Below are 16,331 nucleotides of genomic sequence, written 5' to 3' on the forward strand. Positions count from 1 at the left end.
AGGTAAAACCAGCCAAAAAGAAAGGACAAACTACCATGGCTGTGACAATCTATTACGAAGAGGACGTCAACCCGAAGATCATCCAGGGCAAGAAGATCGCCATCATCGGCTATGGCTCGCAGGGTCATGCCCATGCGCTCAACCTCATGGACTCCGGCTGCGACGTGCGCGTCGGTCTCCGCGAGGGTTCCAAGTCCGCCGAGAAGGCTCGCGAGGCCGGCCTTAAGGTCGTTGACATGGACACCGCTGCCGAGGAAGCCGATCTCATCATGATCCTCACGCCGGACGAGACACAGCCGAAGGTCTACGAGGAGCACATCAAAGATCATCTGAAGGCTGGCGACACCCTCGCGTTCGCCCACGGCTTCAACATCCACTACGGCTACATCAAGGCCCCTGAGGACGTGAACGTCATCATGTGTGCTCCTAAGGGCCCGGGCCACATCGTCCGTCGTCAGTTCACCGAGGGCTCGGGCGTGCCCGACCTCGCGTGCGTGGCGCAGGACGCGACTGGCGATGCATGGGATATCGCGATGTCCTACTGCTGGGGCGTCGGCGGTGCCCGCTCCGGCATCATCAAGGCCACGTTCGCCGAGGAAACCGAAGAGGACCTCTTCGGTGAACAGGCAGTCCTTTGCGGCGGCCTCGTCGAGCTCGTTAAGGCCGGCTTCGAGACGCTGGTTGATGCCGGCTATCCGCCCGAGCTCGCTTACTTCGAGTGCTACCACGAGATGAAGATGATCGTCGACCTGATGTACGAGTCCGGCATCCACTTCATGAACTACTCCATCTCCAACACCGCCGAGTACGGCGAGTACTACGCGGGCCCGAAGGTCATCAACGAGGAATCTCGCGAGGCCATGAAGCTCATCTTGAAGCGTATCCAGAACGGCGAGTTCGCGAAGGAATTCGTCGCCGATTGCGAGAACGACCACAAGTGGCTTATCGAGCATCGCGAGGCGATCAACAACCACCTCATCGAGACCACTGGCACCAAGATCCGCGGCATGTTCTCCTGGATCAAGTCTGACGAGCAGTAGTTCGGCGCAAGCTGATTGAATTAAGCGGGGCCCGCTCGGTGTGAGCGGGCCCCGCTTGCGCTTGGGCAAAAGCGCTTTAATCCTCGAAGGATAGTTTCTCGTAGACGCCGAGCAGCGTGATGTCGAAGTATTTCTCGGTCTTGGATCCGCGGTTGTTGTCGTAGTTGTAGTAGTTCCTCTGGCTGAGCTTCATCTTTCCCGAGACAACGGGCGTGTAGTACTGACTGTGCTCGATGGCGCCCTTCGACTTGATGTAGCGGTCGGCCTTAGGCTCGACGCCGGAGACTGAGAAGCTGTAGTCTTCCTTCTTACCAGCGTCGGGGAGCGCGATGCTGGCCTCGTCCTGCGCGAAGAGTATCTGGTGCAGTGTCTTTTTCCCGCCGTAGTAGTCGTAGATCTTTCGGAAACTGTCGATATCCGCCACAAGATGGGCATCGCTGCTCACGGTGAGCTGCGGCTGGTTTGCGCCTGTGCTCTTGTTCACCTTGAGGACGGCCGCTTGCGTCATGAGCGTGACTTCCTTGCCGGGCACCATGAAGTGACGCCACTTATCCGCATGTGGAACCACCTTGTAACTCTCGATCAGGCGGGACGCGCGCGCGGCGTAGCCTTCCTCGCTGTTGCTTGCGTTGTCCCTTGTTGCGCGAATGCGGCTGAACTCGTTTGTCACCTCGTAATCGTTGGCGATCTCGTTCGCTGAGTCGGTTCCGAAGAGCTGTTCCCAGCTTGCGATACATTGACTGAGCTCGACTTTTCTCTGCTCGTCGGATAGCGTGACATCATCGGCAAGATAGTCCATGTATCCCCTCAGCGCGAAGGCTGCGTATCCGCACAAAAGCCCGAACTTGTTGACAACCTCATCCTGAAAGCCCACTCGACCCGCAATGGTGTTTTGCTCCCAAGGGCTTTTGAGCAGGGATAACTTGAAGTATGCCTCGAGCGGGTTCAGCGCGACACCGACCTGCTCCGCCAAAAGCGCGCTGCAGTAATCGATGGCGTAGGCGTCGACGGTCTTCCCGTCGACGGTAAGCTTGGGGTTATCGGCGGAGCTTGCCGTCGCAAGGTACATGGCGACCCGTTTGCGCGCGGCGATGTAGTCATCGGTTCCCTCCTGGAAATCCTTCATGTAATCGCGGTTGAACTTCTCGATGATATCCACCAAATCGGTCGTGTTGCGGAAATACGTTTTGATCAGTTCGTTGATTATCGAGCAGAGCTCAGCTTCCTGAATCGCCGTGTACACGGCTTGGATTTCCCGCTCGATGTTGTCGAGGCGCGCACTGATCTCGCCAAGGGCGCGCTCGACGCCGTTGTTCGAGCCGAAAATCGCAGATAGGAGTGTGTTCGTGGCGTAGGTGACGGTCTTGTTGAGCGTGAGGTTGGCAACGCCTTTCAAGATGGTGTCGATGTCGCCCTGGACGAAGGGGATGTCGTTTTCGGCGCCTTGGTTCGCGGCCGCTAGCTCATCATCGGTGGGAAGCTCGATGCAGTTCTCGTCGATGGGGGTGTCGGGGTCGGGTTGGAAGTCTTCAAGGCGGCTCCATTCGGGGTCTTCGCTTGTGAGCTCGGGCTTGTCGGAGAAGGTGATATCGGCATCGCTGTCGGTGGCGGTGTCCGCCTGGCTGCCCTTAGCGGAATCCGAGTTTGCTGCGTCGGCTTCGTCCGCATATGCCTTTTCGGGACCTAACGAAACGGGGAAGGCGGCGGCGCTCGTCTTCGCATTGCCCGCCGCCTCAGCAACGACGGGGGGAAGCTCAAGGTCAGCGCAAAGGCCCAAAACGAAGGCGCGTTCGTCTTCGGTCCCCTGTCCTGTCAGCACCTGCACGAAGGCCTTGTTCGCCTGCGATGCGTAATCGGCGTCGACGGTGCGAACGGCGCAGGGGACCGATTCGAATTCGACCTGCTCTGCGTAGGGCGCGTATACCTCGCTCACGAGTGCGCCTGCGTCTACGTGCACGTCCGCGCGGCTGTCGCCCATGATCACCGATTGCACCGATGATTCGGAGCGAAGCTCAGCATCGGCTTTTCCCACGACGATAAGCGAGGCGATGCTGCCCGAGACTTCCGCGCGGTCGATGCCGCCCAAGAATAGCGCATCGATCGTAGCGTCCTCATCGATTAAAACCACGTAGCGGGACGCGATGTCGTCTGCGGCGAGCATCTCGATGTCGCCGTGTACGCGCACGGGCACGTTCGCTTGCCCGATTTGCGTCACCTGCTTCATACCGTCGGCGTCGCAGTAGGCGATGGCGAGCGTTTCGCCGTCGCCGCTCGGGACGATGCCGAGCTTCGAGCCGGTGAACGCGATTCCCTGCTTGGTTTCCTCCGTCCAGTCGGAAAACCACTTCCCGTCTTCCACGTGAAAGCTTGTTTCGCTTGGGGCGGGCGCACCGTAGCGGGGGGAGTCCGCCGTGCTATTTGCCTCGCAACCTGCGAACATGGTCAGTGCACCTCCCGACACAATGACCGTTGTTGCGGCGGCTCCGAGCTTGAGTGCGTCTCTTCTCGTGATCGCGTTTTCCATGCGTCCCCCTTTCGTGGCGCATTCCCGCCGAATGTCGGCGCGTCTAAGGCGTGGCGTGCTGGGTTTCCTTAACGTGAAATTATACAAGGAATTCACATTCACTTTTGCGCCACACGGCCCTGAAAAGGGATGTGGCGTGCATCTTCGGGCCAAGGTGTCCCACCAAGGCGCGTAAACCCTTCTGCCGACGATGCGCGCCCGCGCGGCCGAATGAGCGGGCGTTTCGGGCCCTTCGCTTGAGCGCTTTAGTAGAATAAAGTATATATCTGACTCTCGCGAGTAAAGGAGTGCGCTTATGGGTAGGGTGTTCAACTTTTCTGCAGGTCCCGCAATGCTTCCCGAGGAGGTCTTGAAGACCGCGGCGGCGGAGATGCTCGATTACAACGGGTCTGGCATGTCGGTCATGGAGATGTCCCATCGCTCGGCGACGTTCAAGGGCATCATCGAGACCGCCGAGCAGGACATCCGCGATCTCATGTCCATCCCCGACAACTACCGCGTCCTCTTTTTGCAGGGCGGCGCTACCCAGCAGTTCGCGGCAATTCCTATGAACCTCATGCGCAACAAGGTTGCCGACTACATCGTGTCGGGTAACTGGTCGAAGAAGGCCTTCAAGGAGGCGAAGCTCTACGGCACCGCGAACCTTGTCGCTTCCTCCGAGGACGAGAACTTCACGCGCGTTCCCGATTTCGACAGCGCCGCTTTCTCGCCCGACGCCGACTACGTCTACATATGCCAGAATGAGACGGTCTACGGCACGCGCTACACCCACCTTCCCGAGACGGGCGATATCCCGCTTGTCTCCGACGTCTCCTCGATGTTCCTCTCCGAACCCGTCGACGTCTCCAAGTACGGTCTCATCTACGGCGGTGTGCAGAAAAACGTCGGTCCTGCCGGCGTGGTCATCGTCATCGTGCGCGACGACCTTATCCGCGAGGACGTTTTGCCCTTCACGCCCACCATCATGCGCTACAAGACGCAAGCCGACGCGGGCAGCCTGTCGAACACGCCGCCCGCCTACGGCATCTACGTCTGCGGCCTTGTCTTCAAATGGCTCAAAGAGCAGGGCGGACTTGAAGCTATGCAGAAGCGCAACCAGGAGAAGGCGGCGCTGCTCTACGACTACCTCGACCAGTCGAAGCTCTTCAGCGGCACGGCGCAAAAGGAGTTCCGCTCGCTCATGAACGTTCCCTTCGTCACGGGCGATGCCGATCTGGACGCGAAGTTCATCGCCGAGGCGAAGGCGCGCGGGCTCGAGAGCCTGAAGGGCCATCGCAGCGTGGGCGGCATGCGCGCGAGCATCTACAACGCGATGCCGCGTGAGGGCGTCGAAGCTTTGGTCGCGTTCATGGAAGAGTTCGAGAAAAACAACGCATAAAGCCGTATAGTTGTGCTGACAGAAACGAATTCGGCCGCGGGGGAGCGTTCCCTCGCGGTCGAATTTGCGAATCGAGCGCGCGATAAGCGGCCTTGTCTGAGAAGGGAATTCGCCATGACGCACAAGAAGGTTCTCGTAGCCGATCGGATCGCGAAGGAGGGTATCGACGTCCTGCGCGATAAGGGCTACGACGTCGACGTGAAGCTCGACCTGACTGAAGACGAGCTCGCGGCGCAGATCGCCCCCTACGATGCGATCGTTGTGCGCTCGGCGACGCCGGTGACGCGTCGGGTCATCGAGGCCGCGGAGAACCTGAAGATCATCGGCCGTGCTGGCGTGGGCGTCGACACGATCGACCTTGACGCGGCGACCGAGCGCGGCGTCATCGTGTGCAACGCCCCGACCTCGAACATCATGAGCGCAGCGGAGCACACCATGGCGCTCATGCTTGCCTGCGCGCGCCAGCTTCCCCAGGCGAACGCGAGCATGCACGAGGGCAAGTGGGAGCGCTCGAAGTTTTTGGGCAAGGAGCTCTACGAGAAGACGCTCGCCATCTTCGGCCTGGGCCGCATCGGCGGGCTTGTGGCCGAGCGTGCGCGCGCCTTCGGCATGAAGATCATCGGGCACGACCCGTATTGCAGCCCCGAGCGCGCCGACCAGCTGGGTGTTGAGCTTTTCGAGCGCGTGGAAGACGTGCTCGCGCGCGCCGACTTCATCACCGTGCATCTGCCGAAGACGCCCGAGACCATCGGCATGTTCGGTCCCGAAGAATTCGCGGCCATGAAGGACGGCGTCGTGCTGATCAACGCGGCGCGCGGCGGCATCTACAACGTGAAGTCCCTCTCCGATTTCGTTGCCGCAGGCAAGATCTTCGCCGCGGGTATCGACATGTTCGAGGAAGAGCCTTGCACGGGCAGCCCCCTGCACGAGTTCGACAACGTGCTCTTGACGCCTCACCTGGGTGCTTCCACCCACGAGGCGCAGGTGCGCGCCGGCGTGCAGATCGCGGAGTACGTCTCGAGCGGCCTTGAGGGCTCCATCGTCCCCACGGCGCTCAACATGACGCTCGTTCCGCCCGAGATGATGGACGCGGTGGGCCCCTATGTCCCCGCCTGCCAGATGATGGGCCGAATCCTGGCGCAGATCTTAGGCTGCATCCCCAAGACGCTGCGCGTTGAAGCGGCGGGAACGATTGCGAACGCGGATGCGTCCATCCTGGTCGCAGGCGCGCTCGACGGCATCTTGGCATATCGCCGCGCGGGATCGGTCACGCCGGTGAACGTGGAGTCGGTCGCCGTGCGCCATGGCATCAAGGTTGACACTGCCTCGATTGCCGACGCCGACGAGTACGCGTCGGCCGTGAAGGTCGTCGCCGACGGGGTCGAAGTCGGTGCGACGCTCTTCGGCTCGATGCAGCGCCCGCGCATCATGTCGCTGCTCGATTACAAGATCGACATCGCGCCTGCCAAGCAATCGCTTGTGTTCGAGTACGTCGACGCCCCCGGTCGCATCGGCGCGATTGGCACGTTGCTCGGCAACGAGGGTGTGAACATCACGACGATGCAGATCGGCACGAAGCCCTCCGAGAAGACGGCGCTCGTGTACATGAACGTCGAGGGCAGCGTGAACGACCAACTGCTCGAGAAGCTCTCGAGCACGCTTGACTTCAAGAACGTGTGGTCGTTCAGCCTGTAAGCGTTCGGTTCCTGCGTCTAAGCGCGCTTCTGTGGGCGCCCGATTCCGAGGTGATGTCGCCAAAGGGTCGGGCGCTCCTGTTGTGCAGGGCGCCTATCTGGGATAACGCTTTTGCTCGGGCATCTTTTGCTTCCTGTCGGGGCGAGCGAGCTTGATGCCTCGAGCCCGTGCGAGCAAACCGCTATACACGAACGTATGTCCGATGAATTTGCTGTGTCGTCGTCATGCTGTGGGCGATGCATGTGGTAAAGTCGGTCATTGCACATCACGCCAGCGAGACTGGCCCACAAGACCCGCCAGCAGCGCCGCGTCTCTCACGCCGCGCAAACCGAGCGGGAAGGCGGCTTTGCCCTGAGGGGCTTGGAAGCTGCGCAAGAGGAAACACTATCATCGAAAGAGCGAGAATGGCAAACACCACTGCCGATTACGGCAACGATAGCATTCGCCAGCTGAAAGACGAGGAGCGCGTTCGCCTCCGCCCTGCGGTCATTTTCGGCTCCGATGGCCTTGACGGCTGCGCTCATGCCGCGTTCGAGATTCTGTCCAACTCGGTCGACGAGGCCCGTCAAGGTTATGGAAGCCTCATCACGCTGACCGCGTTTGCCGACGGCTCGATCCAGGTTGAGGACCACGGCCGCGGTTGCCCGCTTGACTGGAACCCCACGGAAAAGCGCTTCAACTGGGAACTCGTCTTTTGCGAGCTGTACGCAGGCGGCAAGTACAACAACAACCAGGGCGGCGACTATGACTTCTCGCTCGGCACCAACGGCTTGGGCTCGTGCGCCACGCAGTACGCCTCTGAATACATGGACGTCACCGTATGGCGCGACGGCAACAAGTACTCTTTGCATTTCAAGAAGGGCAAGGTCGTCGGCGCCAAGAAAAAGGCGCTCGAAGTTGAGCCTGTTAGCGAGAAGTGGACGGGTACCACCATCAAATGGCGTCCCGACCTCGAGGTTTTCACCTCTATCGACATCCCTGCCGAGTGGTATCGCGAGACCATGCGCCGTCAGGCGGTCGTCAACGCCAACGTCACCTTTCGCCTGCGCCTCGAGGGACCTGAGGGTTTCACGGAAGAAGACTTCTGCTATCCCAAGGGCATCGAGGACTACGTTCTCGAAAAGGTAGGCTCCGAATATCTGACCGAGCCCTTCTTCATCCAAGCAGACCGCCGTGGCCGCGATCGCGAGGACCTGCCCGACTACAACGTCAAGATCACTGCGTGCCTGTGCTTCTCCCGTACCTTCCAGATGCAGGAGTATTACCACAACTCGTCGTGGCTCGAAAACGGCGGTTCGCCCGAAAAGGCAGCTCGCAGCGCGCTGACCAGCGCACTTGATGCCTATATCAAGTCGCAGGACAAGTACACCAAAAACGAGTCCGCTATCAAATGGCAGGACGTGCAGGACTGCCTCGTGCTCGTGACGAACTGCTTCTCGACGCAGACCTCCTACGAGAACCAGACGAAGAAGGCCATCAACAACCGCTTTATCCAGCAGGCCATGACGGCGTTTTTCAAAGAGCGCCTCACGACCTATCTCATTGAGAACAAAGACGCTGCTGGCAAAATCGTCGATCAGGTGCTCATCAACAAGCGCTCGCGCGAGAACGCGGAGAAAACCCGTCAGAGCATCAAGACCAACCTGCAGCAGAAGACCGACATGGCCAATCGCGTGCAGAAGTTCATCGACTGCCGCTCGAAGGACAAGGGCCGCCGCGAGATCTACATCGTAGAGGGCGACTCGGCGGCGGGCGCCATCCGCACCTCGCGTGATGCCGAGTTCCAGGGCGTCATGCCTGTTCGAGGCAAGATCTTGAACTGCCTCAAGGAAGACTACCCGCGCATCTTCAAGTCCGACATCATCATGGACCTGCTGCGCGTCTTGGGCTGTGGCGTCGAGGTTAAAGACAAGCGCATGAAGAACCTTGGCACCTTCGATTTGGAAAACCTCAACTGGAGCAAGGTCATTATCTGCACGGACGCCGACGTCGACGGCTACCACATCCGCACGCTTATCCTCACGATGCTCTACCGGCTCGTGCCGACGCTCATCGATGAGGGCTACGTCTACATCGCCGAGTCGCCGCTCTACGAGATCAACTGCAAGGAGAAGACCTACTTCGCCTACACCGAGCTCGAGAAGAACAACATTCTGAAGGAAATCGGCGACCAGAAGTGCTCGATCAACCGCTCGAAGGGTCTTGGCGAGAACGACCCCGACATGATGTGGCTCACCACCATGAACCCCGAAACGCGCCGCTTGATCAAGGTGGAGCCTGAGGACGTCACCATCATGGAGAGCATGTTCAACCTTCTGCTCGGAAACGATGACGAAGGCCGAAAAAGGCACATTGCCGAGCACGGCAAGGAATACCTCGACCAGCTTGACCTGCAGTAACGCCGTTTGAAAACCACCTGAACCGCCCTGCGGTTCGATAGAGGAGCCCGATACACGCACCAAGGGGAGACCGTGGCAAAGAAGAAGACCAAAACCGCACCGAAGAAAAAGCATGTGGACAATCCCAACGTGATAGGCCTGCACTCCGAGGTTACCGAGCAGCCCATCACGCAGACGCTCGAGCAGAACTACATGCCCTACGCCATGAGCACCAACGTGTCGCGCGCATTTCCGGAAATCGACGGCTTCAAGCCCTCGCATCGCAAGCTGCTCTACACCATGTACAAGATGGGCCTTTTGAACGGCGCGCGCCAGAAGAGCGCGAATATCGTTGGCCAGACGATGAAGCTCAACCCGCATGGCGACGCCGCCATCTATGAGACCATGGTCCGTCTCGCCACAGGCAATGAAGCGCTTCTCGCTCCGTTCGTCGAGTCCAAGGGCAACTTCGGCAAGTATTATTCCGGCGACTTGAGCTATGCGGCCTCGCGCTACACCGAAGCCAAACTCTCGCCGATCTGCGCTGAGATCTTCAAGGACATCGATAAGGACCCAGTGGACTTCGTCGACAGCTACGACGGTGCCATGAAGGAGCCGCGTCTTCTGCCCACCACGTTCCCCAACATCCTTGTGTCTGCCAACAAGGGCATCGGTGTCGCGATGGCGTCCGACATCTGCGGGTTCAACCTGAACGAAGTGTGCACGGCAACCATGCACTTCCTTCGCGATCCCGACTGCGACCTGCTGGAATACATGCCCGCGCCCGACTTCTCCACCGGCGGCGAGATCATCTACCGCCGCGAGGAGATTGAGCGCATCGTCAACACGGGCACCGGCAGCTTCCAGATTCGCTCGCGCTGGCGCTACCTGCCCGACGAGCGCATCATCGAGGTGTACGAAATTCCGTACACGACCAAGACCGACGTCATCATCGAGCGCATCGTGAAGCTTTCCAAGGAGGGCAAGGTGCGCGAGATCGCCGACATCCGCGACGAGACCGACCTTTCCGGCCTCCGCATCGCGATTGACCTGAAGAGGGGAGTCGACCCCGAGCAGCTCATGGCGAAGCTCTTCCGCTCTACCACGCTGCAGGATTCCTTCGCGTGCAACTTCAACGTGCTTGTCGACGGCTATCCGCGCGTCATGGGCGTGCGCGAGATCTTGCACGAGTGGGTCACGTGGCGCGTCGAGTCGACTCGTCGCCGCATGAACTTCGATCTGACGAAGAAGACCGACCGTCTGCATCTGCTGCACGGCCTCGAGGCGATTCTGCTCGACATCGACAAGGCCATCGCAATCATCCGCGGCACGAAGCTTGAAGCCGACGTTGTCCCCAACCTTATGAAAGGCTTTGGGATTGACCAGGTCCAGGCCGAGTTTGTGGCGGAAATCAAGCTGCGCAACATCAACGAGGAATACATCATGAACCGCACGCGGGACATCGAGAAGCTCGAGGGCGACATCGCCGAGCTCAACGATATCCTCGCTAGCGAGGAGAAGATTAAAGACGTCATCCACGACGAGCTGGCTGCGGTGAACAAGAAGTACGTCATGCCGCGCAAGACCGGTCTCGTCGAGCCTTCCGAGATCGTCGAGGTGAACCTTGAGCCCGAGGTTGAGGAATACCCCGTCACCATGATGCTCTCGCGCGACGGCTATCTGAAGAAGATGACCGACCGCGTGCTGCGCAAGGCCGCGACGCTGAAGTACAAGGACGGCGACGAGCCCTTCATCGAGTTCGACTCCTCCAACACTCACGACCTGCTCGTGTTCACTAACCACTGCCAGGTCTACAAGTGCAAGGTCGCTGCGTTCGAGGACACCAAGTCGGCGCAGCTGGGGTCGTATTTGCCTACCGATTTGGAGATGGATGACGGTGAAGTTGTGACCTGGGTCATCGATCCCGAAGACTACAAGGCTGACGCGCTATTCGTCTTCGAGAACGGTCGTGTCGCGCGCGTCGCGCTGTCCGGGTACGCCACCAAGACGAACCGCAAGCGCTTGAAGAACGCGATTTACGGCGGAGCCAAGCTGCTCTACGCCCAGGTGCTGAAGGAGGATCGCGACCTTGCGCTCGTGTCGAGCGACCATCGCCTCGTCAACTTCAATACCTCGCTTTTGCGGACGAAGACCACCAACAGCACGCAGGGTGTGCAGGCGCTCACCGTCAAGGGGAGCCGCACGGTGGCCATGGTCGGCAAGGCGGAGGAATTCTTGGGCGGGGAAGCGTCGCTCGAGAAGTTCCGCGCCCAAAGCCTTCCCTCGGCTGGCGCTCCCATGAAGGATACGGACATGAGGAGCCTGTTCGATTAGGGGAATAGCGCGCCGCAACTTCGGGGAAAATGTGGAGGGTCGTTGCCGATTTCGGGTGAAACCCGAGGGCAGCGGCCCTTCTTTTCTTCGATGTGCAGCGCCTGCGCTAGAATGTTCGCCGCGGTATAAGGCCGCAAGTGTTTTAGAAAGGAACAACGAAATGACGCGCAAGATCGACATCTTTGACACCACATTGCGCGACGGCGAGCAATCTCCCGGCGCCTCCATGAACACGGAAGAAAAACTGGTGGTCGCGCGTCAGCTACTACGTATGAAGGTCGACGTCATCGAGGCCGGTTTCCCCATCTCAAGTCCCGGTGACTTCGAAAGCGTCCGCCGCATTGCCGAGCTCGCCGGCGATGACGCGACGGTCGTCGGCCTCACGCGCGCTGTCGAGAAGGACATCGACCGTGCGGCCGAGGCGCTCAAGTATGCCAAGCGCCCGCGCATCCACACCGGTCTCGGCGTGAGCCCGAGCCACTTGCACGATAAGCTGCGCATCACCGAGGACCAGTGCCTCGAGCGCGCGGAGCATTGCGTGCGCTATGCTAAAAAATACATGAACGACGTGCAGTTTTACGCCGAGGACGCCGGTCGCTCCGACTACGATTTCCTCGTGAAGGTCATCCAGCGCGTCGTCGATGCGGGCGCGACCGTCGTCAACATCCCCGACACCACGGGCTACTCCCTTCCCGCCGAGTTCGGTCGCCGTATCGCGTACCTTATGGAGAACGTGCGCGGTATTGAGAACGTCACCGTGTCGGTTCACTGCCACAACGACCTCGGCATGGCGACCGCGCTTGCGCTCGAGGGCGTGAAGAACGGTGCGACCCAGATTGAGTGCACGATAAACGGCCTCGGCGAGCGTGCGGGCAACACGGCGCTCGAGGAAGTCGTCATGGGCATCCGCATGCATGGTGAGGAGCTCAACGCCCATACCGACATCAACACGCGGGAGTTCGCCAAGGCAAGCCGTCTTGTCTCCTCCATCACCGGCATGAGCGTGCAGGCGAACAAGGCAATCGTCGGCGCCAACGCGTTCGCGCATTCCTCGGGCATCCACCAAGACGGCGTACTTAAGAAGCGCGACACCTACGAGATTATCGACCCGGCAGACGTCGGAGCAGGCCAGAGCCAGATCGTCCTTACCGCACGCAGCGGGCACGCGGCATTGAAGCATCGCCTCGAGGAGCTCGGCTACGAGTTTGAGGGCGACGCGCTCGACAAGGTCTATGAGGACTTCTTGAACCTTGCTGACAAGAAGAAGGAAGTCTATGACGAGGACCTTGAGAGTCTCATCCACGAGCGCGACCGTCAGGTGAGCGCTATCTTCCAGCTCGAGGGCGTGCAGATTTCCTGCGGCACCGACATGATTCCGACGGCGACCGTCACGCTGCGCAACCAGGCTGACCAGGTCGTCACTGCATGCGATTTCGGTACCGGCCCGATCGACGCGATGTACAAGGCCGTTAACAAGATCGTCCAGGTTGAAAACGACCTGACCGAGTTCTCGGTGCAGTCCGTGACCCGCGGTATCGACGCGCTCGGCGAGGTGACCATCCGCGTCACCGCACCTGATGGGGAAGTGTACACGGGTCGCGGCGCCGACAACGACATCGTCGTGTCCTCCGCCCGCGCGTACGTGAACGCCTTGAACCGCCTGCTCAACGACAAGCGGGAGCACCAGCAGAAGTAGCCTTCCGGTTTCTTATCATTTACTCTAGTTTTGGGCGGCGCTCTTGTCGGACGCCGCCCTTTTAGCGGGCGCTCTAGCGCCGCATCGGTCACAACGGAAAGGACGCGCAAATGGACAAATCGCTGCTCGGCTCGCTTGCCACAATCGTCGGCGAGGAGAATGTGCGCCCCTTAGAGCCTCTTGCGCCGCACACCACCTTCAAGATCGGCGGACCCGCCGACGCTTTCGTATCGCCGCGCAGCGTTGAAGAGGTGTCCCAGGTCGTGTGCGCCTGCGAGCAGGCGAGCGTGCCCTGGCGCGTCATCGGCTGTGGAAGCGACCTGCTCGTTTCCGATGGAGGGGTCGAGGGCGTGGTGATCGAGGTTCGCGACAACCTCTCAGCGATTCGTGTGGACGGCACGCGAATCGTTGCGGGCGCGGGTGCTACAAACGCAGCGGTCGCCGAGGCGGCATGCGCCGCAGGGCTTTCGGGCTACGAGTTCGCCTGCGGCATCCCCGGCACCGTCGGGGGCGCGGCCATTATGAACGCAGGCGCCTACGACGGCGAGTTCTCGCAGGTGTGCGCGTGCGTCACGTGCGTGACTCCCGAGGGGCGCATCGTCGAGGTGCCCCGCGAGGAGGCCGAGTGGTCGTACCGCCACAGCATGTTCGACGCTGCGCGCTACGTCGTGGTCGCAGCAACGCTCGAGCTTACGCCGGCTGATCCCGCTGACATCAGGGCGCGCATGGACGAGCTTACCGCCAAGCGCGAGGCGAAGCAGCCGATTGGCATGCCTTCTGCGGGAAGCACTTTCAAGCGTCCGGAGGGCCATTTTGCTGCAGCGCTCATCGATCAGGCGGGGCTTAAGGGGCTTTCTATCGGAGGCGCCCAGGTTTCCACCAAGCACACCGGCTTCGTCGTGAACGCGGGTGATGCGACGTCGGCCGACGTGCAAGCGCTCATCGCCGAGGTGCAGCGTCGCGTGCTCGAGTCGTCGGGGGTCGCCCTCGAACCCGAGGTGCGCATGTGGGGCCGCGAGGCTTAAGCGTTCGGCACCGTTTGCCGCCCAGATTGTGGCGAACTTGCGCGGTGCGGGGGATGACGCTAGCCAGAGGCGCCGTTTCTGTGGTATAAAATAACTACTGTGCGCAGCGGCGCGCATCATACTTTCGCTTATTTGAGAAAGTGGGCCTTGCCCGCTTTCTTTGTATGTTAGGGCGAAAAAAGCCGCTGGGCAACGAAGCGTGCAGCGAAAGCGTTGAAGGAAGGAGGCGACATGCTCACCGCCAAAGAACAGAAACTGCTCGATGCGCTCGAGCCGACGGCCGCTGCCAGCGGGGTCGAAATCGTGACGCTCGAGATCATGGGGTCGAAGAAGGCCCCGACGATTCGCGTCTTCATCGACACCGAGGAGGGCGTGAGCTTCGACGAGCTCGCAAGCGCCCAGGTGTGGATCAACCGCATCATGGACGAGATCGACCCGTTCCCGGGAGCCTACATGCTCGAGGTTTCTTCTCCTGGAATCGACAGGCCCCTTCGCACGAAGGAGCACTTCGCCCGTTTTGCCGGCGAGCAGGTTGTGGTGAAGACGTCGTCTCCTATCGATGGGCGCAGCTCGTTTACAGGCACGCTTGAAGGTATGGAAGGCGATGACGTGATCGTCGAGGTTGACGGCTCGCGCATCGCTATTGGTTATTCGCTCATCAAGCGCGCTCACGTGGTGGGCGCCGTTGACTTCAGCTAAGAAAGGAAGCGACTGGACGTGGCTAACTCTGAACTGATCGAAGCGCTTCAGGCTCTCGCTCATGAACGCAAGATTGACGAGTTCTACCTGATCGAGCGCTTGGAGGCATCGCTCGCTAAAAGCTATCAGCATATTCTCGACCTTGAATGGGACGCACGCGTCACGATCGACCGTCAGACGGGCAAGATCTATGTTTACGAGCTTGTTCCCGTTGGAGAGCCCGATCCCGAGACCGGCGAGTATGCCGAGTTCACCGAGCGTGACGTGACCCCCGACGACGTGAGCCGTATCGCCGCGCAAAACGCCAAGAGCGTCATCTCCACGATTGTTCGCGAAGCGGGTCGTCAGTCTATCTACCAGGAGTTCTCGCGCCGCGTGGGCGACCTTGTGACGGGCACCGTGCTTCAGGGAACCCCCGACTTCACCATCATCAAGATTCGCGATGGCGTCGAGGCTGAGCTTCCGCACTACGACCTGAAGCGTTTTCCCAATGAGCGCAACGAGCGTCCGAACAACGAGCATTATCGCCACAACCAGCGCCTGAAGGTGCTGATCATCGACGTGCGCGACCCCGCGAGCGACCTTCCCAAGGCGCGCGGTGACCAGGCGCGCCCGTCCATCATCGTGTCCCGTACCCACCCCGACCTTATCCGCCGCCTCTTCGAGATCGAGGTCCCGGAAATCTATGACGGCGTGGTCGAGATCAAGTCGATCGCCCGCGAGCCCGGTGCCCGCTCCAAGGTCGCCGTCGCCTCCCGCGAGCGCAACCTCGATCCGGTCGGCGCCTGCGTCGGCCCGAAGGGCAGCCGCGTGCGCATGGTCGTCGAGGAGCTGCGCAACGAGCGCGTCGACGTCATCCAGTGGAACGAGGACCCGGCGGTCTATGTGGCCAACGCGCTTTCCCCTGCGAAGGTGACGAAGGTCATCATCGACGAGGAGAACAACTACGCGACTGTCGTCGTCCCCGACGATCAGCTTTCCCTCGCCATCGGCAAGGAGGGTCAGAACGCCCGCCTCGCGGCGCGTCTGACTGGCTGGCACATCGACATCAAGAGCGCGAGCTTCGCCGGAGCGCCGCTTCGCAACGAGAACATTCTTATTGACGAAGACGAGATCGAAGACGATGAAGAGGGCTTGTGCGCCTTCGAGGACGAAGACGGCAACCGTTGCCGCAACCATGCACGACCCAACAGCCGTTTCTGCGGTATCCACGCCGAAATGGAAGACGCGCTCTAAGCGCGCGGGGATTGCGGGAGCGTACAATGGACCAGACGACACCGGCAAAGAAAAAGCAGCGTACCTGCGTTGCCTGCGGTGCGACCGACACGAAGCGCGCGCTTCTGCGCATCGTTCGCTCGCCTTTGGGCGTCGTGTCCTTCGACCCTTCGGGTCGAGCTCCCGGACGCGGTGCCTACGTATGCTCCGCGGAGTGCTTTGCCGCTGCACGCAAGGCGGGTAAACTTGACCGAGCGCTTCGCACGAAGCTCGGTGAGCAGGATTTAGAGCGCATCGCCGGCGAGATGTCTCGCGACACGAGCCGTTGCGTCGGAAGAGAATAAGAG

General features: G+C 60.5%; 11 protein-coding genes. 10 read left to right on the forward strand and 1 reads right to left on the reverse strand.

The features are described 5' to 3' along the window. The first annotated feature begins 35 nt into the window (after positions 1 to 35). Positions 36 to 1,040 carry a ketol-acid reductoisomerase gene (ilvC, locus tag F8C90_RS00355; RefSeq protein WP_158048459.1) on the forward strand — a complete coding sequence of 335 codons (1,005 nt, stop codon included), beginning with the start codon at positions 36 to 38 and terminating at the stop codon, positions 1,038 to 1,040. A gap of 76 nt (positions 1,041 to 1,116) precedes the next feature. Here ilvC and F8C90_RS00360 read toward each other — a convergent pair whose 3' ends face one another. Beyond that, the gene (locus F8C90_RS00360; RefSeq protein WP_158048460.1) at positions 1,117 to 3,564 is read right to left on the reverse strand and encodes a hypothetical protein; all 2,448 of its coding nucleotides are present in this window, start codon (positions 3,562 to 3,564) and stop codon (positions 1,117 to 1,119) included. Between the two features lie 295 nt (positions 3,565 to 3,859). Between F8C90_RS00360 and serC the strand changes: the two genes are divergently transcribed. From serC to rnpM, 9 genes are all read left to right on the forward strand, one after another. Further along, on the forward strand, positions 3,860 to 4,942 hold the full coding sequence (gene serC / locus F8C90_RS00365; RefSeq protein WP_158048461.1) for a 3-phosphoserine/phosphohydroxythreonine transaminase: 1,083 nt from the start codon (positions 3,860 to 3,862) through the stop codon (positions 4,940 to 4,942). A gap of 114 nt (positions 4,943 to 5,056) precedes the next feature. Then, entirely contained in the window at positions 5,057 to 6,637 is a 1,581-nt protein-coding gene (serA, locus tag F8C90_RS00370; protein WP_158048462.1) for a phosphoglycerate dehydrogenase, read from the forward strand. A 404-nt stretch (positions 6,638 to 7,041) separates the two neighbouring features. After that, on the forward strand, positions 7,042 to 9,036 hold the full coding sequence (locus F8C90_RS00375) for a DNA gyrase/topoisomerase IV subunit B (RefSeq protein WP_158048463.1): 1,995 nt from the start codon (positions 7,042 to 7,044) through the stop codon (positions 9,034 to 9,036). Positions 9,037 to 9,108: 72 nt separating this feature from the next. After that, entirely contained in the window at positions 9,109 to 11,349 is a 2,241-nt protein-coding gene (locus tag F8C90_RS00380) for a DNA gyrase subunit A (RefSeq protein WP_158048464.1), read from the forward strand. A gap of 160 nt (positions 11,350 to 11,509) precedes the next feature. Continuing rightward, entirely contained in the window at positions 11,510 to 13,045 is a 1,536-nt protein-coding gene (locus F8C90_RS00385) for a 2-isopropylmalate synthase (protein ID WP_158048465.1), read from the forward strand. 110 nt (positions 13,046 to 13,155) lie between these two features. Beyond that, a complete protein-coding gene (gene murB / locus F8C90_RS00390; protein ID WP_158048466.1) occupies positions 13,156 to 14,070 on the forward strand; it encodes a UDP-N-acetylmuramate dehydrogenase in 915 nt (304 codons plus the stop codon). 231 nt (positions 14,071 to 14,301) lie between these two features. Continuing rightward, positions 14,302 to 14,769, forward strand: a complete 468-nt coding sequence (locus F8C90_RS00395) for a ribosome maturation factor RimP (RefSeq protein ID WP_158048467.1) — start codon at positions 14,302 to 14,304, stop codon at positions 14,767 to 14,769. Positions 14,770 to 14,787: 18 nt separating this feature from the next. After that, the gene (gene nusA, locus F8C90_RS00400; RefSeq protein ID WP_158048468.1) at positions 14,788 to 16,005 is read left to right on the forward strand and encodes a transcription termination factor NusA; all 1,218 of its coding nucleotides are present in this window, start codon (positions 14,788 to 14,790) and stop codon (positions 16,003 to 16,005) included. 26 nt (positions 16,006 to 16,031) lie between these two features. Further along, positions 16,032 to 16,328: an RNase P modulator RnpM gene (rnpM, locus tag F8C90_RS00405; protein WP_158048469.1), complete on the forward strand. Its 297-nt coding sequence runs from the start codon at positions 16,032 to 16,034 to the stop codon at positions 16,326 to 16,328. Positions 16,329 to 16,331 lie beyond the last annotated feature (3 nt).

This window comes from Ellagibacter isourolithinifaciens, from assembly GCF_008831035.1.
Lineage (GTDB): Bacteria > Actinomycetota > Coriobacteriia > Coriobacteriales > Eggerthellaceae > Ellagibacter > Ellagibacter isourolithinifaciens.

Coding starts and splice junctions, on each gene's coding strand:
- serC (WP_158048461.1), top strand. CDS start 3,860: ATGGGTAGGGTGTTCAACTTTTCTGCAGGTCCCGCAATGCTTCCCGAG.
- F8C90_RS00395 (WP_158048467.1), top strand. CDS start 14,302: ATGCTCACCGCCAAAGAACAGAAACTGCTCGATGCGCTCGAGCCGACG.
- F8C90_RS00375 (WP_158048463.1), top strand. CDS start 7,042: ATGGCAAACACCACTGCCGATTACGGCAACGATAGCATTCGCCAGCTG.
- rnpM (WP_158048469.1), top strand. CDS start 16,032: ATGGACCAGACGACACCGGCAAAGAAAAAGCAGCGTACCTGCGTTGCC.
- murB (WP_158048466.1), top strand. CDS start 13,156: ATGGACAAATCGCTGCTCGGCTCGCTTGCCACAATCGTCGGCGAGGAG.
- serA (WP_158048462.1), top strand. CDS start 5,057: ATGACGCACAAGAAGGTTCTCGTAGCCGATCGGATCGCGAAGGAGGGT.
- F8C90_RS00360 (WP_158048460.1), bottom strand. CDS start 3,564: ATGGAAAACGCGATCACGAGAAGAGACGCACTCAAGCTCGGAGCCGCC.
- F8C90_RS00385 (WP_158048465.1), top strand. CDS start 11,510: ATGACGCGCAAGATCGACATCTTTGACACCACATTGCGCGACGGCGAG.
- ilvC (WP_158048459.1), top strand. CDS start 36: ATGGCTGTGACAATCTATTACGAAGAGGACGTCAACCCGAAGATCATC.